The sequence below is a fragment of the Hymenobacter glacieicola genome (assembly GCF_014640315.1).
Taxonomy (GTDB): Bacteria; Bacteroidota; Bacteroidia; order Cytophagales; family Hymenobacteraceae; genus Hymenobacter; species Hymenobacter glacieicola.
In genome coordinates, this window is the sequence record NZ_BMGS01000011.1 from 26553 (window position 1) to 44665 (window position 18113).

Genomic DNA, 18113 nt, shown 5'->3' on the forward strand with positions numbered 1-18113 from the left:
AACCAGGAGCCGTTCAACGCACTTAAAAAAATCGTTGAACGGCTCATTTTCAGGCCTTTATCCTTAACTGTTATTTTGTAATTGCTCCAGCGTATCATCTTTAATCTGCTGGCGCGGGAAGCCGTCTTTCACGCCCTGGGAGATTTTGCGCACCAGCACGGCCACGATGTCCTTGCGGAAACCGAGTTTCTCGGCCATATCCACGCAGAAGTCCATTTCGGTGTCGTCCACTACCCCGTCGGCCAGCATCATATCCACCAGGTCGAAAATCTGGTCGAACCGTTCGGAATCGTTATCTGGAATAATTAGCTGCACCGCACTGGCGTTGCCCACAATCGAGCGCACCTCATCGGCCCGCATGCCGTTTTTTTTGCCCACCGTCACGATAAAGCTCATTTCCCGCTCGTCAATGTGCCCATCGGCCTTGGCCAGCGCCACCAGGTTCATGATGTGGCTTTTGACTTTCTTGGTCTGTTCATTTTCAAAAAAACCAAACATACGAACGGGGCATTAGGTAGAATGGGTGGGATGGGACAGCGGAAAGCACAACGGCCCCGTAATCGGGGCCGGGCCATTGTACTAGTCAAGATAGCCAGTTGTGGCCCGTTGTGCAATAGCTCGCATACGCAGCTCGAGAAAAAAGGGCCGTCCGTGGGGGCTATTTTATCTTTTAAACGGCTACAGGCTGTACTTTCCCCGCGGATTTACCACCTTTGCCCGGCCCGGCTTTGTCGGGCTTTTGTTTGAGTACCGAACAGATTTATGATGAAACGCATTGCAGTTTTCACCAGTGGAGGCGACGCGCCCGGCATGAACGCGGCTATTCGGGCTGTGGTCCGCACGGCCGTCTACCACGGCATTGAAGTATACGGCATCATGCGCGGCTACAGCGGCATGATCAAGGGCGAGTTTGTGAAGCTGGATTCCGCTTCCGTAGCCAATACCATTCAAAAGGGAGGCACTATTCTGAAGTCGGCGCGCAGCCAGAAATTCCTGACCAAGGAAGGCCGCCAGCAGGCCTTCGACCAGTTGGTAAACCATGGTATCGATGGCTTGGTGGCTATTGGGGGCAACGGCACCTTTACCGGGGCCATGATCTTCGAGCAGGAGTTCGGCATTCCTACGGTAGGCGCCCCCGGCACCATTGACAATGACCTGTACGGTACTGACTATACCATTGGCTACGACACGGCCGTGAACACGGCCCTGGAGGCCATTGACAAAATCCGCGACACGGCCGACTCTCACGACCGGTGCTTTTTCGTGGAAGTAATGGGGCGCGACTCCGGTTACATTGCCATTCCGTGCGCCATCGGCGGTGGGGCCGAAATTGTCATGATTCCGGAAACGCAAATGTCGACGGAAGCGGTGGTGGACAACCTCAAAACCAGCTGGCAGCGCTCCAAAACCTCGTTTCTGGTGGTAGTGGCTGAGGGAGATGAGGAAGGCAATGCCCACGCGGTGGCTCAGCAGGTGAAAGCCGCTATTCCCGAGCTCGATACCCGCGTAACCATTATCGGGCATATTCAGCGCGGCGGCTCGCCCTCCGCTGCCGACCGCATGCTAGCCTCCCAGATTGGCATTGCAGCCGTAGAGGGCCTGATGAACGGCATGCGCAACGTCATGGCCGGCATCGTGGACCGCAAGCTGGTGTACACCCCGTTCGTAGACACTATTCACAAAAAGAAAATGATCAACCAAAGCTTCATGCGCATGGTTGAAATCCTGAGCGTATAAGCTAGCTTCCGGGCGGCTCCGCTAGCTCAATTCCCTGCCAGAGCATACAGGTCTGGCAGGGAATTTGTGTTTTGCTATATATCTCTACTATTATTTTCCTCCTATGTCTGTGCACTACTCTTCTGCCCTTTTGCTAGGTTTCTTATGCGCCCTGGCCCAGCCTAGCCACGCTCAACAGCACTCAACTACCCCTCCCGCCCATCGGCCGGCCTTGTTTCGAGTTGGGGCAGGTAGTGCACTCAATGGCTCCGGCGATTATCCGGTATTCAAGACTTACCTGGAATATGCCCCCCAAGTAGGCCAGCAGCTGCGGCTGGGGTCACGGCTGGCCTACATTGGCAACTCGCACCCTCGTCAGCTCCGCGACGGATATTCGATTCCACAGGAGTACCGGGCTGTGAATATAGAGCAAGAGATATACTGGCTTCCTTTCGGGGCTGGTAAAGTGGTAGAATTTGGGGTTGGCGGCGGCGTGGTAGCGGGCTATTCAAAGCAGAAAAGCTATAAAGCTGCGGGGTTTAACAGCCAGCAAGAATTCTTCTACACTCCTGATAATACGGAAGGTATGCACCTGGGCTATATTGGCTCACTCTACTCGGATGTTGCGCTGAACCCAGCGCGTACTTGGCGCCTTGGGGGCCGGGTAGCCTTGCAACATGACACGCGCGGTACGATTCTGCCTGGTGGCCAGTTGCAACTTAGTCGGGCTTGGTGAAACGGGAGGTCGCATTCTGCTACCCTATTTCCTCCGGGTGGAACCACTGGTACCGGGGGTCGCGGCGAAGCCAGGTGAGCTGGCGTTTGGCGTAGCGGCGGGAGTTGCGCTTGAGTAGGCGCACGGCTTCGGCGTAGTCGTAGTGACCCTCGAAATACTGGAACAGCTCCTGGTAGCCCACCGTTTGCAGGGCATTGTGGTGGCGGTGCGGGTAAAGGCTGCGGGCTTCGGCTTCCAGGCCGGCGGCCAGCATTTGGTCCATGCGCTGGTCGATGCGCTGGTAGAGCTCTTCCCGTTCCCTAGTGAGGGCCACTTTCACTACCCGAAATGGCCGGGGAGCCGCCGTAGCTCCGTGAAAAGAGCTGAACGGCTGGCCCGTAGCCCGGCTGATTTCCAGGGCCCGCAACACCCGCTGCGGGTTCTGGCGGTCGATGCGGGCGTGGGTTACGGGGTCCAGGCGTTCCAGTTCGGCCACCAGCGGCTCCAGGCCGTGGGCTTCCAGCTCGGCCCGTAGCTGCTCCCGGACGGCGGGCGGGGCGGCGGGCAGCTCATCCAGGCCCTCCGTTACGGCGTGCAGATACAGGCCCGAGCCACCCGTCAGAATAACCACGCGGTGCCGCTGAAACAGTTCTGCCAGCAGGGTCAGCGCGTCCTGCTCAAACCGGCCGGCGTTGTACTCTTCCGTAATACTATGGGAGTTGATGAAATGGTGCGGCACGCCCTGCATTTCCTCCGGGGTGGGCTTGGCGGTTCCGATGTTCAGCTCCCGAAAAAACTGCCGCGAGTCGGCCGATACGATTTCCGTTTGCAGCTCCTGGGCCAGGCGCACACACAAGGCCGTTTTGCCGACGGCCGTTGGCCCCGTAACAACCAGGAGCGTGGGTTCAGTGGCAGCGGTAAGTTCGGCAAGCATGGTGGGGGTAGCAGAAAGATGAGCCGGCAAAGATACGGGCATCAGGAGCTTGCGCGGGGGCTTTGTCAAGCAGCCACTACTACGGCGGGCGCCTAGCTCAGAGGCCGCCCTACCCTACCACCTCCCGGTACAAAGCCAGCAGCCGCGCTTCTTCGTGCTGCCAACTGAGTTGGGTCCGGGCCCGGCGGCAGTTATCAGCCAGGCGGTGGTAGCGGGCCGCGTCGCCGCCCGGCAGCAAGCGGTTAAGGGCTGCCGCTAGGGTTGCCGGCGCCAGGTCGGTAATCAGGTCGGCCACCTCGTACTGCTCGTTCAGGGCGCGGTACTCGGGAAAGTCGATGACCAGCTGCGGAATGCCGGCGTGCAGGTAGTCGAAGAACTTGTTAGCCAGGGAGTAGTAGTAGCTCAGGCCTTGGTTTTCAAGCAGCATCACGCCTACCGTGGCCTGGCGGGTCAGCTCCCGCAGCTGGGCCGGCAGCACGTAGCCCCGAAACTCCACCTGCCCGCTGACCAGCAACCCGAGGCGGTCCGCCCGGGCCCGCAAGTCCACCGACAGGTCGCCTTCGCCGCACACCACCAGCCGGCCGTTTACCCGGGGCATGGCCTCCAGCAGCTGCTCCAGGCCCCGGCCGGCGTTCAGGGCCCCCTGATAAAGAATAAACCCGCCGGCCGGCGCGGCGGCCGGGGCGGGCGGCAGTTCTTCGTTGGTGAGGCGGCTGATGTTGCGGATTACCTCGAAGGGCCGGCCGTAGCGCTGCTTCAGCAGGGCCGCCAGGGCTGGCCCCACGGTGTAAGCCCGCGTGGCGCGCAGCACAATAAACTGCTCTACCCACCGCCAGAGCCGCTGCACCCGGGGGCGGGCTACTACTTCCGGCACCTCCGTAAACAGCTCGTGGGCATCGTAGAGAAACGGCTGGCTGCTCAGCCGCGCCCGCAGCCACACGGGTAGGGCGGTATCCAGGTCGATGGCGCACCAGGCGGCGGCCCGCTGGCCCAGCAAAAACAGCAGCAGCCGCACCGTAAACTCCAGGTAAAACAGCTTACCCCGCGTGTTCCAGCAGCGCAAGCGGTGCTGCTGGTAGGGCTGCGGGGTGAGCGGCAAAGAACCCGGCCACTGCCGCCCCACCAGCAATACATCGTAGCCGGCCCGGGCCAGGGAACCACAGATGCGCTGCATCCGTTGGTCGTAATTTAAATCCGTTGTAACGGTGAAAATCAGGCGAAGCGGCGCAGGAGAGGGCAAGTTCCTAGTCGAGAAAGGGCGGTAGTTTCAGGAATTGTCGCCAATTTAAGAACTTCATCCGGTGCCTGGCCTTGTGCCTGGCCTGCTCCCGCGCATCCTCCTTCTTCCATGAACACACTTCAGAGTACATCAGCCGCTGCCTACCCTCAGGGCTCCGGCTTGTCGGCCGACGTGTATCGGGCATTGTTTGAGGAGTCCTTTGACAGCTTGCTGCTCTACGACTCCACGGGTACCCTGCTCGACTGCAACCAGCGCGCGGTCCAGTACCTGGGCACTACCCGTCCTATGCTGTTAGGGGCTGGTCCCATGGCATTTGCCCTCACCCCGGAGTCGGCCGCCGAGAACCACCTTACTTCGGAACTGCAGCTGCGGGAACATGTGCTGGATGTTATCCAGACGGGCCAGAAAGCCTCCTTTCGCTGGAGTGGCCACCGGCCCGACGGCCAGCGCCTGGAAGCCTGGGCCACCCTCAGCCGCCTGAGCGCCGCCGAAACCCCGCTCGTGCTGCTCACCCTGCGCGACATTGTGCCCTACGTGAATCCGACGGTGCAAACCGCTACCGGCCTGAAAGAATCCGTAGCCTCCCAGCTGGCAGATTTTTCCCGCGGCAAATTTCGGGACGTACTTAGCCGGGCCGGCATGTGCTACCTGCTGCTCGACAAGGAAGCCCGAATTCAGGATGTTAATGAGTACTTCTGCGAGCTGACCGGCCGCCCGGCCCCTACCCTCTACGGCAAGGACTACTTTACCTTGTTTGCGCCGGTTGCCGAGCAGGCCCCGCGCCGCTACGCCTTTCACCGGGCCATTGATGAAGAGGAACTGCAGGACTTCACGGAACGCTCGTTGCTGACGATTTCCGGGCAGGGCCGCACCTTTTTCTGGCACTCCGAGTTCGAGCGCGACGACCACGGCGTTATCACCGGGATTTTATTTGTGGGGCGCGACATCACCGACAAGCAGGTGGCCGTGCGCGCCCTCACCGATAACCGCAACCGCCTCCAGGACTTCCTCGACAATGCCCACGACCTGATTCAGAACCTGAGCATTGACAACCGGTTTCTGTTCGTGAATAAGGCCTGGAAGGAAAAGCTCGGCTACGAGGATGAGGACCTACCCCACCTGACTCTCTCCGACGTGGTGCACCCCTACTACAAGGCCAAGCTGCTTTACCAGCTGCGCAACCTGTACAAGGGTGAGAAGGTGAACAAGCTGGAAACGGTATTCCTGACTAAATCTGGCAAGCCGATTCACCTGATTGGCTCCATCAGCTGCTCCTGGCAGGACAACGAGCCGGTAAGCACCCGCGCCATTCTGCACGACATCACGGACCGTATTAAGGCCGAGCGGTTGCAGAAGGTGTACTACAGCATTGCCAACCTGGCCATCAGCTCCAAGGACCTGCATTCCCTCTACGGGGCCATTCACCGGGAGCTGAGCAAGATTATCGAAACCAACAACTTCTACATTGCCCTCTGCGACGAGGCCCGCACCCAGTTGCAGTTCGCCTATTTCGTGGACCAAAATGCCCAGGGCGACCAGAGTATGATGGCCCGGCCCTTTTCCTCGGGCGTGTCGGAGTACATTATCCGGACGGGGCGGCCCCAGTACCTGCTGCGCCAGGAATTGCAGGACCTGATTCAGAACGGCACCATTACGGCCTATGGCCTGATGCCAGAGGTAATGCTTTGCTCGCCCCTGAGCATTGGGGAGCGAATCATTGGCGTCATTGCCGTGCAAGACTACCAGAAGGCTGATGCCTACGCGGCGGCCGACATTGAGATTCTGCACTTCATTTCCAACCAGGTGGCCCTGGCCATTGAGCGCAAGCGCAATGAGGTGCAGATTCAGAAGCAGAACGCCCGCCTGAACGCCATTTTCGAGAGCGGCTCCCACCTGATGTGGTCCGTGGATACGCACTCCCGCCTCTCGTCCTTTAACCGCAACTACGCCGCCTACTTCCTGCGCCGCAACGGCGTGTACCCGGCCCTAAACGTGAACCTCTGGCAGGCCGACGTGGCCCTGATGGAGGAAGATGCCCGCAAGGCCTTTATCGAGAACTACCGCAAGGCCTTCCAGGGCCATCCGCAGCGGTTTGAGGTGCGCCTGCGCGACGCCCGGGGCCACGACACTTGGCGCGAAATCTACCTGAACCCCATCTACCTCGACGACGGCTCCTTCGAGGAGATATCGGGCATTGCCCACGATATCACCGACAAGAAACGCTCCCAGCTGGAGCTGGCCGCTCAGGAAGAAAAATTCCGGGCCATTTTCGAGTCGTTCCAGGATGTGTACTACCGCACCGATGCCAACGGGATGCTCACCCTGCTTAGCCCCTCCGTTATGGACATGCTGGGCTACACCCCCGAGGAGGCCCTGGGCCACTACATCGGCGACTATTACACCTACCCGCAGCAGCGCGCTTCCTTGCTGGAGAGCGTGCGCCAAAACGGCGAGGCCCGCAACTTTGAAATTGCCATGCGCCACAAAGATGGCCATGCCGTTAGTGTGCTGGTAAACGCCCGGCAGGTAGGCAGTGGAGAAGCGGCCGGCACGGAAGGCATTGCCCGCGACATCACGGAGATGAAGCAGATGCAGGACGATTTGCGCCGGGCCAAGGAAGCCGCCGAGCAGGCCCTGGAAGCCAAAACACTGTTCCTGGCCAACATGAGCCACGAGCTGCGCACGCCCATGAACGGCATCATTGGCATGATTGACTTACTCCACCAGACCGTTTCCTCGGAGGAGCAGGAGGAGTACGTGGATACGCTGCGCAAATCCTCGGATGCCCTGCTGGCCATTCTGAACGACATTCTGGACCTGTCGAAAATCCAGGCCGGTAAGCTGCAGCTCAGCGAGTCCGGCATTGACCTGCACTACACCCTGGATAAGATCCACTCCTTGTTTGCAAACCGGGCTAACCAGAAGAATCTCAACTTCACGTATCACATCACACCGCACACGCCGCGCTTCATCATCACGGACGAAACGCGGCTGCTGCAAATCCTGAGCAACCTTACCTCCAACGCCATCAAGTTTACGGCGGCGGGCACCGTGAGCATCATCGTGTCCTCTACCGTTACTGATGGGGAGGAGCACACCCTGCGCTTTGCCGTGCAGGACTCGGGCATTGGTATTTCAGAGGAAAACGAGAAGCTGCTCTTTACCAACTTCACCCAGCTCGATACTACCCCTACCAAAGCCTTTGGCGGTACGGGGCTGGGCCTGGCCATCAGCAAGCAGCTGGCCAGCCTGCTGGGCGGCGAAATCGGCATTTACTCCAACGTGGGCGACGGCTCCACCTTCTGGTTTACCATTCGCTGTCAGGTGGCGCACAACGAGGAGGAAATTGTGCAGGAGCGGCTTACGGCGCGGGAGCGGCCCCAAGAAGTGGTGCGCTTTGAGTCGATGCCGCGGGTGCTGCTGGTTGATGATAACCCCATTAACCAAAAAGTCGCCACCCGCTTGCTCGATAAGCTGGGCTGCGACATTGTGGTAGCCTCCGATGGGTTCGAGGCCATCAGTTATGCCACGGCACCCAAGGCTTCCTACGACTTGATTTTCATGGATATTCAGATGCCGGAAATGGATGGCGTGACGGCCATGCAGGAAATCCGGCAGCGCCTGGGTAACGCCTGCCCGCCCATTGTGGCCATGACGGCCTACTCCATGAAGGAAGACGCCGAGCGGTTTGTGCAGCAAGGCATGGACGACTACGTCTCGAAGCCGGTGAAAAGCCAGGACCTGTACGCCGTGCTGCGGCGCTGGACCATGGACCGCGCTACCGCGGCCGCCGTGCTGCCGGCCGAGGCCGAGGCCACGGCCGCTGAGCCGGCCACTACCCCACCCATCGACCTAGAGATTGTGGAGCAGCTGCGGCAGCTGGGCGGTGGCGAGTTTGCGGCGGAGCTCTACCAGGATTTCGAGCAGGAAGCCGAGCAAGTGCTCAGTGACGCGGCGGAATTAGTAGGAGCCGGGCAGTACGAGCAGATTTTACCACATTTGCACCAGTTAAAAGGCACGGGCTTCACGTTGGGTATTCAGGAGATGGCAGAATGTGCTAAAGCATTAGAACATGAGTTGAAAAATGGCCGTACGGAAAATACACCGGCGGATTTTCAACGTCTGCTTGATTACTTTGCACAATTCAAGGCCGCCTACCCTGCACTTACCCGGGCCTTGTAGCCAGCCACCCCGCTTGTTGCGCCACTGGCTTTTGACAACCACCCTCACAACCCCTCACCGAAGTACCCACTCTTTCTCCCTCTTATGGCCGACTCTAAAACTATCTTGATTGCTGAGGACAGCTCCGTTATCCTGAACCTGACCAAGAAGATTCTGGAACTCCAGAAGTATCGTATCGTCTCGGCCAAAAATGGCGGCGAAGTCATCAAGCAGGTGGAAAGCCAGCCCATTGACTGTGTGCTGATGGACATCAACATTCCCGTGAAGGACGGCATGGAATGCACCCGCGAAATCCGCCGCCACTCCGACCCGCGCATTGCCAAGATTCCGGTTATTGCCATTACCGGCAACGCCAACAACTACTCCATGGAGCAGTTCCGGGAGGCCGGCGTAACCGACTATCTGCCCAAGCCCCTGGACTTTGACGCCCTGGTGCGCGTGGTGAAGCAGTACATCGGCTAGCCGAATTAATAATTGAGAATTAGTAATTAAGAATTGGGGCCTTGCTTCCTGTTCGTGGCTTTCCGGGCAATTATTAGTTCTTAATTCTTAATTACTAATTCAAACGAAGTGGAAATCACCTTCCTTGGTACGGGCACGTCGCAGGGCGTGCCCGTCATTGGCTGCTCCTGCATAGTATGCCGGTCCGTGGACTACCGCGACAAGCGGCTGCGGGTTTCAGTGCATCTGCAGGTAGAAGGCAAAAGCATCATCATAGATTCAGGCCCCGATTTTCGGCAGCAGGCCTTGCGGGAGCACATCAACCACCTCGATGCGCTGGTGTTCACCCACGAGCACAAGGATCATACCGGCGGCCTTGACGACATCCGGGCCTATAATTTTCGTCAGCAGCAGGACATGCCCCTGCACGCCGAGCCGCGAGTGCTCGACCAGCTCCGGCGCGAGTACGCCTATATCTTTTCCGAGCACAAATACCCCGGCATTCCGCAGGTCCAGACGCACCCCATTCTCAGCGACACCGACAGCTTTTGGGTGGAAGGCGTGGAGTTTCAGCCCATCAGGGCCCTGCATTATAAGCTACCGGTGCTGGGTTTCCGGGTTGGGGGCTTTACCTACGTTACCGATGCCAACCACTTGGGTCCGGAAGCCCTGGAACGCATGCGGGGCTCGGAAGTCATCGTGCTGAACGCCCTGCGCCACGAGCAGCACATTTCTCACTTCACCCTGCGGGAAGCCGTCGATATTCTGGAGGACCTGGCCCCCAGCCGCGCCTACCTCACCCACATCAGCCACCAGCTCGGCCGCCACCGCGAAATTGAGGCTGGGCTACCTAGCTTCATTAAGTTGGCGTATGACGGCCTGCGCGTGAGACTGTAAGCGCCGCGTGGGAAATAGATTACGGCTTCGTAATGCGTAGCACGACGGAAAGGTCTTTCTTCTGGGGCTGCGTCACGTTTTCTGCCACGATGTAGCGGTGATAGTACAGGACGTAGCGCCGGTTATTAGCCCGCACGCTGGTTGTATCAATCCAATTGGCTGCGCGAGTACGGGCCTGACTTACCGGCATCTTTACTTGCTGCGTTTGTCCCCGCTGGTCTGTAATGCTCAGAGTAGGCGCCACAAAATCAGCCACAAAGCACCGGGCATTGGGTGGGCAGAAGCTGTACTGTAGTTCGGCAACCGAAACGGTCAATTCCGCTGAGTTAGTTACTGGCAGCTTAGCCTGCTGTCGGTAATACAAAGAAAATTCCTGGTCGAACCCCACGACAACGGCAGCCGGCACCGCCTCAGTTGCAGTGTCTGAGCTTTGGCACGCTGCCAGGGCCAGAGTCGAAATGAGGGGTAGTATATAGTTTCTCATGAGTGGGAACGGGGGAATAGGAAGGAGACCCGGATTACACCTTTTACTTAATTCTTCAGAGTCGGAGCAAGCGCTAAAAGTTGCAAGTACTGCTGCATTACCTCCAGGCTCTATTTGCTTTCTACCATCTTGCGCCTTCCATAAGCGCCTTTAGCCTCAAACCATAATGCACACCAACTACTACTTCCTGCGTCAACTGGCGCCGGCTCTTACCCAGCAGCTGCAAGGCTACACGGTGGCCACGTGCTTTTCGCAGGAGAAAGACGAGTTGGTAATTGGACTGACCAATGGTGCGCAGGAGTTCTGGCTGAAGGCCCACCTGGCCGCAGCCGGCCCCATGCTGACGATGCCGGAATCGTTTCACCGGGCCCGGCAGAATTCAGTGGACTTGCTGCCGAATTTGCTCGGCCAGCAGGTAAGAGCTGTTGCCGCCTGGCCCAACGACCGGGTGCTCCAGCTTACGTTTCAGCGTGGAGCTACCCTGCTGTTTAAGCTATATAGCACCCGGCCCAATGCGGTGTTCCGGCCTACCCCCGAAGCTCCAGCCGAACTGTTTCACCAGCGCTACACCGACGATGCGGAGTTGCGACCCGCGCCGGCAAATGCCGATGCATTTCCTACGCCTGCTGAAGCCAGCAACCTGCCAGCAAACCCGCTCAAAGCCTATCCTAGCCTCAACGATGTGGCCCTGGCCTACCTGCGCACTCGCGGCTATGATCCGGCCCCGCTGGAGCGGAAGTGGCAGCTTGTACGAGAAACCGTGCTGGAGCTGGAAAACCCGGCGGCTTTTTACATCATTCGCTTCGACGGCCGCACGCGGCTGAGTTTGCTGCCCGTAGGTGAGGTAGAGTACACATTGCCGGCCACCGACCCCATCGGGGCGCTGCGGCGCTTTGTGCCGCTGCTGCTTAACCGCCGCGCCTACGAGGCGGAATTGCGGCAAGTGCGGCAGCAGCTGGAAAAGCGCGCCGATGAAGCTGCCACCAGTGCCCAACATGCCCGGCGGCGGCTGCACGCCCTGGAAAACACGGTGGGCTACCGCCAGACCGCCGACCTAATTATGGCCCACCTCAGCCAGATTCCGGCCGGTGCCGCGCAGGTAGAGGTAGTGGACTTCTACCAGAACAATCAACCACGCACGATTAAGCTCAAGCCCACCGAAACGCCCCAGCGCACGGCCCAGAACCTGTACCGCAAGGCCAAAAATCAGCAGCTAGAAACCCGGGAGCTAAGCGCCCGTGCCGAGCGGCGCGAAACAGAGGCCCTGTGGTGCCTGGAGCGCCTGGAGGAGCTGGCCGCCCTCCCCCCCGGCGACCTCCGCGCCCTCCGGCAGTGGCGCAAGCTGCACGGCCTTGATCCTGCCACTGCGGCCAAAGCGGCCCAGGAGCTGCCATTTAAGGTATTCGAGGACAGTGGCTTTACCATTCTGGTAGGCCGCAACGCTCAGAACAACGACCTGCTCACGCAGCGCTACGCTCACAAAGACGACCTGTGGCTGCACGCCAAGGACGTTACGGGCTCCCATGTTGTCATTCGGCAGCGGCCCGGCCACGCGGTACCGGCCCCGGTGCTGGAGCGGGCGGCCCAGCTGGCGGCCTGGTACTCCCGCCGCAAAAATGACTCGCTCTGCCCCGTCACGTACACGCCTAAAAAGTTTGTGCGCAAGCCCAAGGGTGCCATTGCCGGCCAAGTGGTGGTGGAGCGCGAAAACGTGCTGCTGGTAGTGCCCGCCAATCCGTTTGAGCGAGTAGAATAGGTGCGTAGCAACATCCTTCACAAGCCTCTTTCCCGCCCGATAGTCATTCCGAACCTCACATATATAACCATGTGGCGGAGGCAGCGCGGAGTAACAGGAAGTAACGCCGCTTTTGCCAATGGCACTGCGCGGGTCATTGTGGCAAACCCAACAAGGCAAATTGACCCGCAAGACCTAAAAGCAAACAGCCCCGCTTCGCATGACCGAAGCGGGGCTGTTGCAGAGTGCGCGCGGGGAGATTCGAACTCCCACACCCGAAGGCACCACCCCCTCAAGATGGCGTGTCTACCAGTTTCACCACGTGCGCAGGTTGGTAAGCACTCTTTTCTCTGGACAAAAGCCGAAGCTTCCGGATTCACTGAGGCGGCGAATCGAGGACAAAAGTAGAGGGCTGAGGCCTAGAGTCCAAATCTGACCGGCTATTTTTTCGCCGTCAGGGCCTGGTCCGGCCCTTGATTCGGGGTTTCAGCCTCAGTGTCAGCCGGAAAAAAGTTGGCACGGCGCTTAACCGGCACGTACTTTTTTCCCAACTAGTGTTGGCCACCACCGCAGTGGGCTATCAACTTCTGCCGTTACCTAGTAGTAGGTAGTAGCCCACGGTGGTGCTGCCACGCAAAAAAGGCTTCCGTACGGAAGCCTTTTTTTATGCAATAGAGAGTGCGGGAAGTTATTCAGCGCGGGCCAGGGGCGTGTCTACTACGTGCTCCGAGACAAACCATACCTGCATTTCGTTGGTGCGCATCACGTTGCTCACAATCAGGTCGTTGGTGCCGTCATCACCGGATTCGTCGGCGCGCTTGGCGAAGTCATGGCAATTCTTGAGGATGATTTGGTGGGCTTCCAGCAGGCGCGAAACCTGCACGGGGGCTTCTTCCCGGTCGCGCGGGGGGCGCGGAATGCTGGTTACCTCAGCAATATCGGCAGCCATGGCCACGGCCACCCCACCCAGAATCTGGATGCGCTCGGCAATCATATCAATCAGGGCATCCTGCTCTTCGTAATGCTTGTCAAACAGCAGATGCAACTGGTAAAAAGTAGGGCCCACCACCTGCCAGTGGTGCTTTTTGTACATATCACGGATGCTGCAGGTATCGGCCAGCATCTGGTTGAGCATCTCGACGCTCTCCTGGCGAATGTTGGCATCCAGGCCAATGGGTAGGCGCTGCGACACCGTGCCGTACTTCTGCAAGGGCGCAGGCGCGTTGAACTGTTGGTTCAGAATAGGCTGTACGCTCGGGCCAGTCTGGCCGTTGGCGGCGCTATTGTCTTTAGAAGAAGCAGCCTTCTTGGAAGCCGAGGCGACGGGGGCAGCCGCAGTGGCCGGAGCATTTTTGGCGGTGGTTTTGGCCATGATAGTTGCAGGAAAATAAAGTAAGGAGAAGGGCGGGCAGCCAGTGGCGCACCGCCGTGTTACCATACGCATAAGCGCGGCTCAGGTTAGCGCGGCGGCCATATTTAGCCTTACCTGGGGCAATTACCCGCGCCCCGATGCTTGCCTGGTCGATGGCGCGTAGTAGTTGGGCGTTGTGCCTCGTTTGGTGGGTGGCGGGCGGTTGTGTTTGCCAGGGCCGGCGCAGGAAGTAACTTCGTAGCCACATTAGATTCGCACTTAGCCGGTTGTTTTCTGGCTGGCGCAAGCCCCCTACTCCGCTAAATGGGTACATGAATGGATTGGCCGTTTTGTACTGCTACTTGTAAACCAGCACTGTTATGCCTTTTCCTTTCCTCGGCGACGATAAATCAACGATTTCGCAGATGCTAAACACCTTGCCTCAAGTCGGACGCCTGGAATGGATAGGCCTGCGGCCGGTGCGGCGCGCACCCATGCAGGCCGTAGCCGAAGTAACGGCCGAAACCGACCGGCATCTGCAAGGCGACCATGCCCGCCCCAAGCCCGGCGGCAAACGCCAGGTAACCCTGATTCAGTACGAGCACCTAGCCGCCGTGGCCGGCTACCTGGGTTTGCCTGAGTCTGTTGACCCAGGCCGGCTGCGGCGTAACTTAGTCGTGAGCGGGCTGAACCTGCTGGCCTTGAAAAACCGGCGAATTCGTATTGGGGAAGAGGTCGTCCTGGAAATTACGGGCGAGTGCCACCCCTGCTCCCGCATGGAGGAGGAATTGGGCCCGGGCGGCTACAACGCCATGCGTGGCCACGGTGGTCTTACGGCGCGCATCGTGCAAGGAGGCCTCATGCGCGCTGGCGACCCAATTCGGATAGAACCCACGGCGCCGGCGGAGCCCGGTGCCTAACAAGGTAGGCTGTTGGCGCTAGCTAGCTGTTTGCGGTACCTCGCGCAGTTGTGCACTAAAACGGGTATCAACGCGCAATACCTGCGAGACTGGGCAATTTTGCCGGGCATCATCAACCAGCTCCTGAAACCGGGCCGGGGGTAGGCGCGGCACGGATGCTTCCACCGTTAGGTTCGATTCGCGGATACAGCCTTCCTGCAAGACTATTTCGCAACGCGCATCAATGTACTCGGCCCGAAAACCGGCCGCCTGCAGACCAAAAGCCAGTTTCATGGCGAAGCACCCCGCGTGAGCCGCTGCAATGAGCTCCTCCGGGTTTGTGCCATTACCTTCCTCAAAACGCGTGTGGTAGCTGTAGCGGCAATTATCAAGGATGGTACTGGCGGTAGTAAGGTGGCCTGTACCGTCGGTGCCACGGCCATGCCAGCGGGCGGTAGCTGTGCGCTTAATTGGAGAAGCAGCCATAATTATCTACGAAAAAGAATCTAATTAATCAGATGACCGGTGCCGCAACCTGGACTATTATCTGTGCTCTGTCAGAGCATCCCAGGCACTTACCCGCTAATATAAATCCAAAAATCCCGTCATAATATAAATAGACACATCTATTGAGTCTATACTTTTCGCCTTACGGTTCGGGGCCAACTGGTTAGCACGATGGCGCTGCGCGGGCAGCGTTGCGCTTTCTTGAACACTCAACCTGGTTTATAAGCAGCTTCCGACCGAAAAACAATGTACATAGCAATTGCTTTACTATTTTTACATGTTTTTCATCAGTAAAGCACTCATTTGTAATGCGTGACGAATCAAGTAGCCCGCTGCCGCGGCTGCGAGCGTGGTTTGGCCTGAGCCAAGCTGGTTTGGGTCGGTCTATGGAGCTTAGTAAAGCCATGGTGTCACAGGTAGAGCGGGGGGTGCGGAAGCTACCTATGGCCGCTTCCCTACCTCAGGCCGCGCTTACGCTGGCCCAGCAAGCCACTACTGCCGAGCCAACGTCCGAGGCGCCCGATATTGCAGCCCTGCGCGAGCACCAGCGCGCCTGTCAGCACCGCGCCGAGCAGATGGCCCTGGAGTTGAGCCGCATGCCGGAACGAGCCACCTGGGCCCGCCGCCGACTTGCCGCCCTACCAACCCTGACCGCCGTACTGGCCCCTGGCAAGGCCACTCCCCCAAGCTGGCTTAACGAGTTTGCCGAGGAAGCCCGGACGGAGCTGGTTCGGAGTGGTAGCACGGCCCAGGCCCTGTTGCAGGCCCGGCAAGCTGCTTTTGCCGCCGAGGCCGCTGAGCTGGTCCGACTGCTTGCTGCTTACGAGGCGGGCCCACCGGCCAAAGGCACGGCCGGCAAAGCAACGCTCAGCGCTAGCTAAGTCACAAGTCCTATGCAAACGAGCTCCGGCAACGACCCTGGAAGTAACTGCCGCGTCATACGCAGGCTGCCCAGTCTTGTGTACCCTAAAATATTATCAGGTACCTGGCCTGATATGGACTAATTTATATAGTATTCATATCATAGTATTTTTAATTTAAGGCTTATAAAGCACCGTTCATCGAGCAAATATTAGGTTTGAACCTGCTATTTACCCTACTTAGTGAATCCAAATCTACCTTTGCTGACGTATATAGGGAAACTTGATGTTTGCCAGCTTTCACAGCCAGCTATGTCCGGTACCCGTCCTATACTTCAGTGCCTCGCGCCCACACATCGGCAGCAGGCCATTTTCAGTGTTGCGTATGTCTTATTTCACTCTACATGAACTCATGTGCCTCCACTCCCAACCTGGCGGCTACTGCAGTAGCGCTGTTATTGCTGGCTGATTTGTTGCCAGCTCTTCCAGCCCGCTCCCACGGCCCGGGCATATTTTCCACTACTACCTACCAGGGCACGGCCGTATATCGCCACCGGCGCCATCGGCCTTAGCTGATCCGTATCAAAAAAAGGCCCCGATAATGCATCGGGGCCTTTTTTATTACCTATTACGGTTTCTACACGCCACCTTCCATGCGCACAATGCGCGGCGTGAAGGAGCCTAGCACGTCCACGAGGTCGGTTTGGCTTTGCATTACCTGGTGGATGTCTTTGTAGGCCTGCGGAGCCTCATCCACACCGCCGCCCAACAGCTCTACGCCGTGCTGCTGGAGGTAGCGGCGCACGTCGGCTTCGCCCAGCTCCTGCTTGGCCCGGGTGCGCGACATCTGCCGGCCCGCGCCGTGGGAAGCCGAGGCCAACGAAGCCGCCTCGCCCCTACCCCGCACAATGAAGCCAGGAGCCGTCATGGAGCCCGGAATGATGCCGAGCACACCTTGTCCGGCCGGCGTAGCTCCTTTCCGGTGCACGACTACCTCCCGACCATTCACTAGGCGCTCTTTCCAGGCGAAGTTGTGGTGGTTTTCCACTTTGGCCAGGGGTCGCTCGCCGAGGGCTTTGGCCAGGCGCTGGTGAATCTGGTGGTGGCAGGCCGAGGCGTAGTCACCGGCCAGGTTCATGGCGGTCCAGTACTCCTGCCCGGCTTCGGTGTCGAGGCCCAGCCAGGCCAGGTGACGGGCTTCAGCGGGCAGTTGGCAGGTATCCTGGGCCAGCTTGGTGTAGTGGTTGGCAATGCTGGCGCCGAGGCCGCGGGAACCGGAGTGGGAAAGCAGCCCCAGGTACTGGCCCACGGGTACGCCCAGTTCGTTGCTGGGGTCGGTGATGTCGACCACGCCCCACTCCACGAAGTGGTTGCCGCCCCCGGAGGAGCCGATTTGCGCGGCGGCCGTGTCCAGCTTGTTGCGCAGGAAGGGGATTTCCTGGAACTCGGGGCGGTCGAGGACGGCGTGGCCCAGCTTCTGCCCGTGGCGGAACACGTCGCGGTTGCCGAATTTGGTGTTGTCGAGCAGCAGCTTACGCAGCTCCTGCACCCGCTGCTCCAGGTAGCGTGGGGGCAGAGCAAACACCGACAAGGCCATGCGGCAGCCAATGTCCACGCCCACGGCGTAGGGAATCACGGCGTTATCCACGGCCAGCACCCCGCCAATGGGCAAGCCGTAGCCGTGGTGGGCGTCGGGCATGAGGGCGCCGGCCACCGTGACGGGCAACTTCATGGCCGTTTCCATCTGGTGGATAGCGCCCTGCTCGATGTACTCGGCCCCGAATACGGCGTACTCCTTGCGCTCCGTGAGGGCAATGTGCCGGCTGGGCGGGGGTAGCAAGGCGGCGGCCGTGTGGCTCCAGTCGAGGTGGGTGAGGTAGGAGGCGGGATTCGCCAGCAGCTCTTTCAGGAGCGTGAGCTGGTCGGTTTGGGAGAGTTTTTTGAGGTGCTTGCGCTGCAGTTGAGCCAGCGCGAGCCCAATGGCCCGACCTTCCGGGAAGCCAAGCTGCCGAAGGTCGTTGCCGCGTAGTTGTGAGGCCATACGAGTAAGAATGTACTTGAGAGAAATTTCCGGCGACGGAGCAACGGGCAGGCAGCGTATCCTGAGGGGTGGGTGTGCACCCGCAGTCAGGCCGAAGGAACGCGGCCCTAC

At 59.2% G+C, this 18113-nt stretch carries 16 protein-coding genes and 1 tRNA gene; 9 read left to right on the forward strand and 8 right to left on the reverse strand.

The features are described 5' to 3' along the window. Positions 1-63: 63 nt before the first annotated feature. Positions 64-498 carry a tellurite resistance TerB family protein gene (locus IEW18_RS18190; RefSeq protein ID WP_188559310.1) on the reverse strand — a complete coding sequence of 145 codons (435 nt, stop codon included), beginning with the start codon at positions 496-498 and terminating at the stop codon, positions 64-66. Positions 499-765: 267 nt separating this feature from the next. Between IEW18_RS18190 and pfkA the strand changes: the two genes are divergently transcribed. Then, complete coding sequence (gene pfkA / locus IEW18_RS18195; protein WP_188559381.1) at positions 766-1737, forward strand: 6-phosphofructokinase; 972 nt, start codon at positions 766-768, stop codon at positions 1735-1737. 130 nt (positions 1738-1867) lie between these two features. Further along, positions 1868-2452 (forward strand): hypothetical protein, encoded by a 585-nt coding sequence (locus tag IEW18_RS18200; protein ID WP_188559311.1) that lies wholly within the window; start codon positions 1868-1870, stop codon positions 2450-2452. 19 nt (positions 2453-2471) lie between these two features. Here IEW18_RS18200 and miaA read toward each other — a convergent pair whose 3' ends face one another. Beyond that, complete coding sequence (gene miaA, locus IEW18_RS18205; protein WP_188559312.1) at positions 2472-3365, reverse strand: tRNA (adenosine(37)-N6)-dimethylallyltransferase MiaA; 894 nt, start codon at positions 3363-3365, stop codon at positions 2472-2474. 109 nt (positions 3366-3474) lie between these two features. Continuing rightward, positions 3475-4605 (reverse strand): glycosyltransferase, encoded by a 1131-nt coding sequence (locus IEW18_RS18210; RefSeq protein WP_188559313.1) that lies wholly within the window; start codon positions 4603-4605, stop codon positions 3475-3477. A 108-nt stretch (positions 4606-4713) separates the two neighbouring features. Here IEW18_RS18210 and IEW18_RS18215 point away from each other — a divergent pair, with 108 nt between their 5' ends. The 3 genes from IEW18_RS18215 (at position 4714) to IEW18_RS18225 (ending at position 10125) form a co-directional block, all read left to right on the forward strand. Continuing rightward, positions 4714-8787 (forward strand): PAS domain S-box protein, encoded by a 4074-nt coding sequence (locus IEW18_RS18215; protein WP_188559314.1) that lies wholly within the window; start codon positions 4714-4716, stop codon positions 8785-8787. A gap of 84 nt (positions 8788-8871) precedes the next feature. Beyond that, positions 8872-9249, forward strand: a complete 378-nt coding sequence (locus tag IEW18_RS18220) for a response regulator (protein ID WP_110978142.1) — start codon at positions 8872-8874, stop codon at positions 9247-9249. Between the two features lie 108 nt (positions 9250-9357). Beyond that, positions 9358-10125 (forward strand): MBL fold metallo-hydrolase, encoded by a 768-nt coding sequence (locus tag IEW18_RS18225; protein WP_188559315.1) that lies wholly within the window; start codon positions 9358-9360, stop codon positions 10123-10125. A gap of 19 nt (positions 10126-10144) precedes the next feature. Here IEW18_RS18225 and IEW18_RS18230 read toward each other — a convergent pair whose 3' ends face one another. Further along, a complete protein-coding gene (locus tag IEW18_RS18230) occupies positions 10145-10609 on the reverse strand; it encodes a hypothetical protein (RefSeq protein WP_188559316.1) in 465 nt (154 codons plus the stop codon). 166 nt (positions 10610-10775) lie between these two features. Between IEW18_RS18230 and IEW18_RS18235 the strand changes: the two genes are divergently transcribed. Continuing rightward, positions 10776-12365: an NFACT RNA binding domain-containing protein gene (locus IEW18_RS18235; RefSeq protein WP_188559317.1), complete on the forward strand. Its 1590-nt coding sequence runs from the start codon at positions 10776-10778 to the stop codon at positions 12363-12365. A gap of 225 nt (positions 12366-12590) precedes the next feature. On the opposite strand, the gene IEW18_RS18240 is transcribed toward IEW18_RS18235, so the two are convergent. Both IEW18_RS18240 and IEW18_RS18245 read right to left on the reverse strand, forming a co-directional pair. Beyond that, positions 12591-12672, reverse strand: a tRNA-Leu gene (locus tag IEW18_RS18240). Between the two features lie 360 nt (positions 12673-13032). After that, on the reverse strand, positions 13033-13716 hold the full coding sequence (locus IEW18_RS18245) for a Dps family protein (RefSeq protein ID WP_188559318.1): 684 nt from the start codon (positions 13714-13716) through the stop codon (positions 13033-13035). Positions 13717-14075: 359 nt separating this feature from the next. Between IEW18_RS18245 and IEW18_RS18250 the strand changes: the two genes are divergently transcribed. Continuing rightward, positions 14076-14615, forward strand: coding sequence for an MOSC domain-containing protein (locus IEW18_RS18250; RefSeq protein WP_188559319.1), 540 nt, complete (start codon positions 14076-14078; stop codon positions 14613-14615). Positions 14616-14633: 18 nt separating this feature from the next. On the opposite strand, the gene IEW18_RS18255 is transcribed toward IEW18_RS18250, so the two are convergent. After that, positions 14634-15080: an OsmC family peroxiredoxin gene (locus tag IEW18_RS18255; RefSeq protein WP_188559320.1), complete on the reverse strand. Its 447-nt coding sequence runs from the start codon at positions 15078-15080 to the stop codon at positions 14634-14636. A gap of 464 nt (positions 15081-15544) precedes the next feature. On the opposite strand from IEW18_RS18255, the gene IEW18_RS18260 reads away from it, so the two are divergent. After that, the gene (locus tag IEW18_RS18260; RefSeq protein ID WP_188559321.1) at positions 15545-15982 is read left to right on the forward strand and encodes a hypothetical protein; all 438 of its coding nucleotides are present in this window, start codon (positions 15545-15547) and stop codon (positions 15980-15982) included. A 383-nt stretch (positions 15983-16365) separates the two neighbouring features. Continuing rightward, complete coding sequence (locus IEW18_RS18265; RefSeq protein ID WP_188559322.1) at positions 16366-16533, forward strand: hypothetical protein; 168 nt, start codon at positions 16366-16368, stop codon at positions 16531-16533. Positions 16534-16598: 65 nt separating this feature from the next. Here IEW18_RS18265 and IEW18_RS18270 read toward each other — a convergent pair whose 3' ends face one another. Continuing rightward, positions 16599-18002 (reverse strand): RtcB family protein, encoded by a 1404-nt coding sequence (locus IEW18_RS18270; protein WP_188559323.1) that lies wholly within the window; start codon positions 18000-18002, stop codon positions 16599-16601. Positions 18003-18113: the final 111 nt, after the last annotated feature.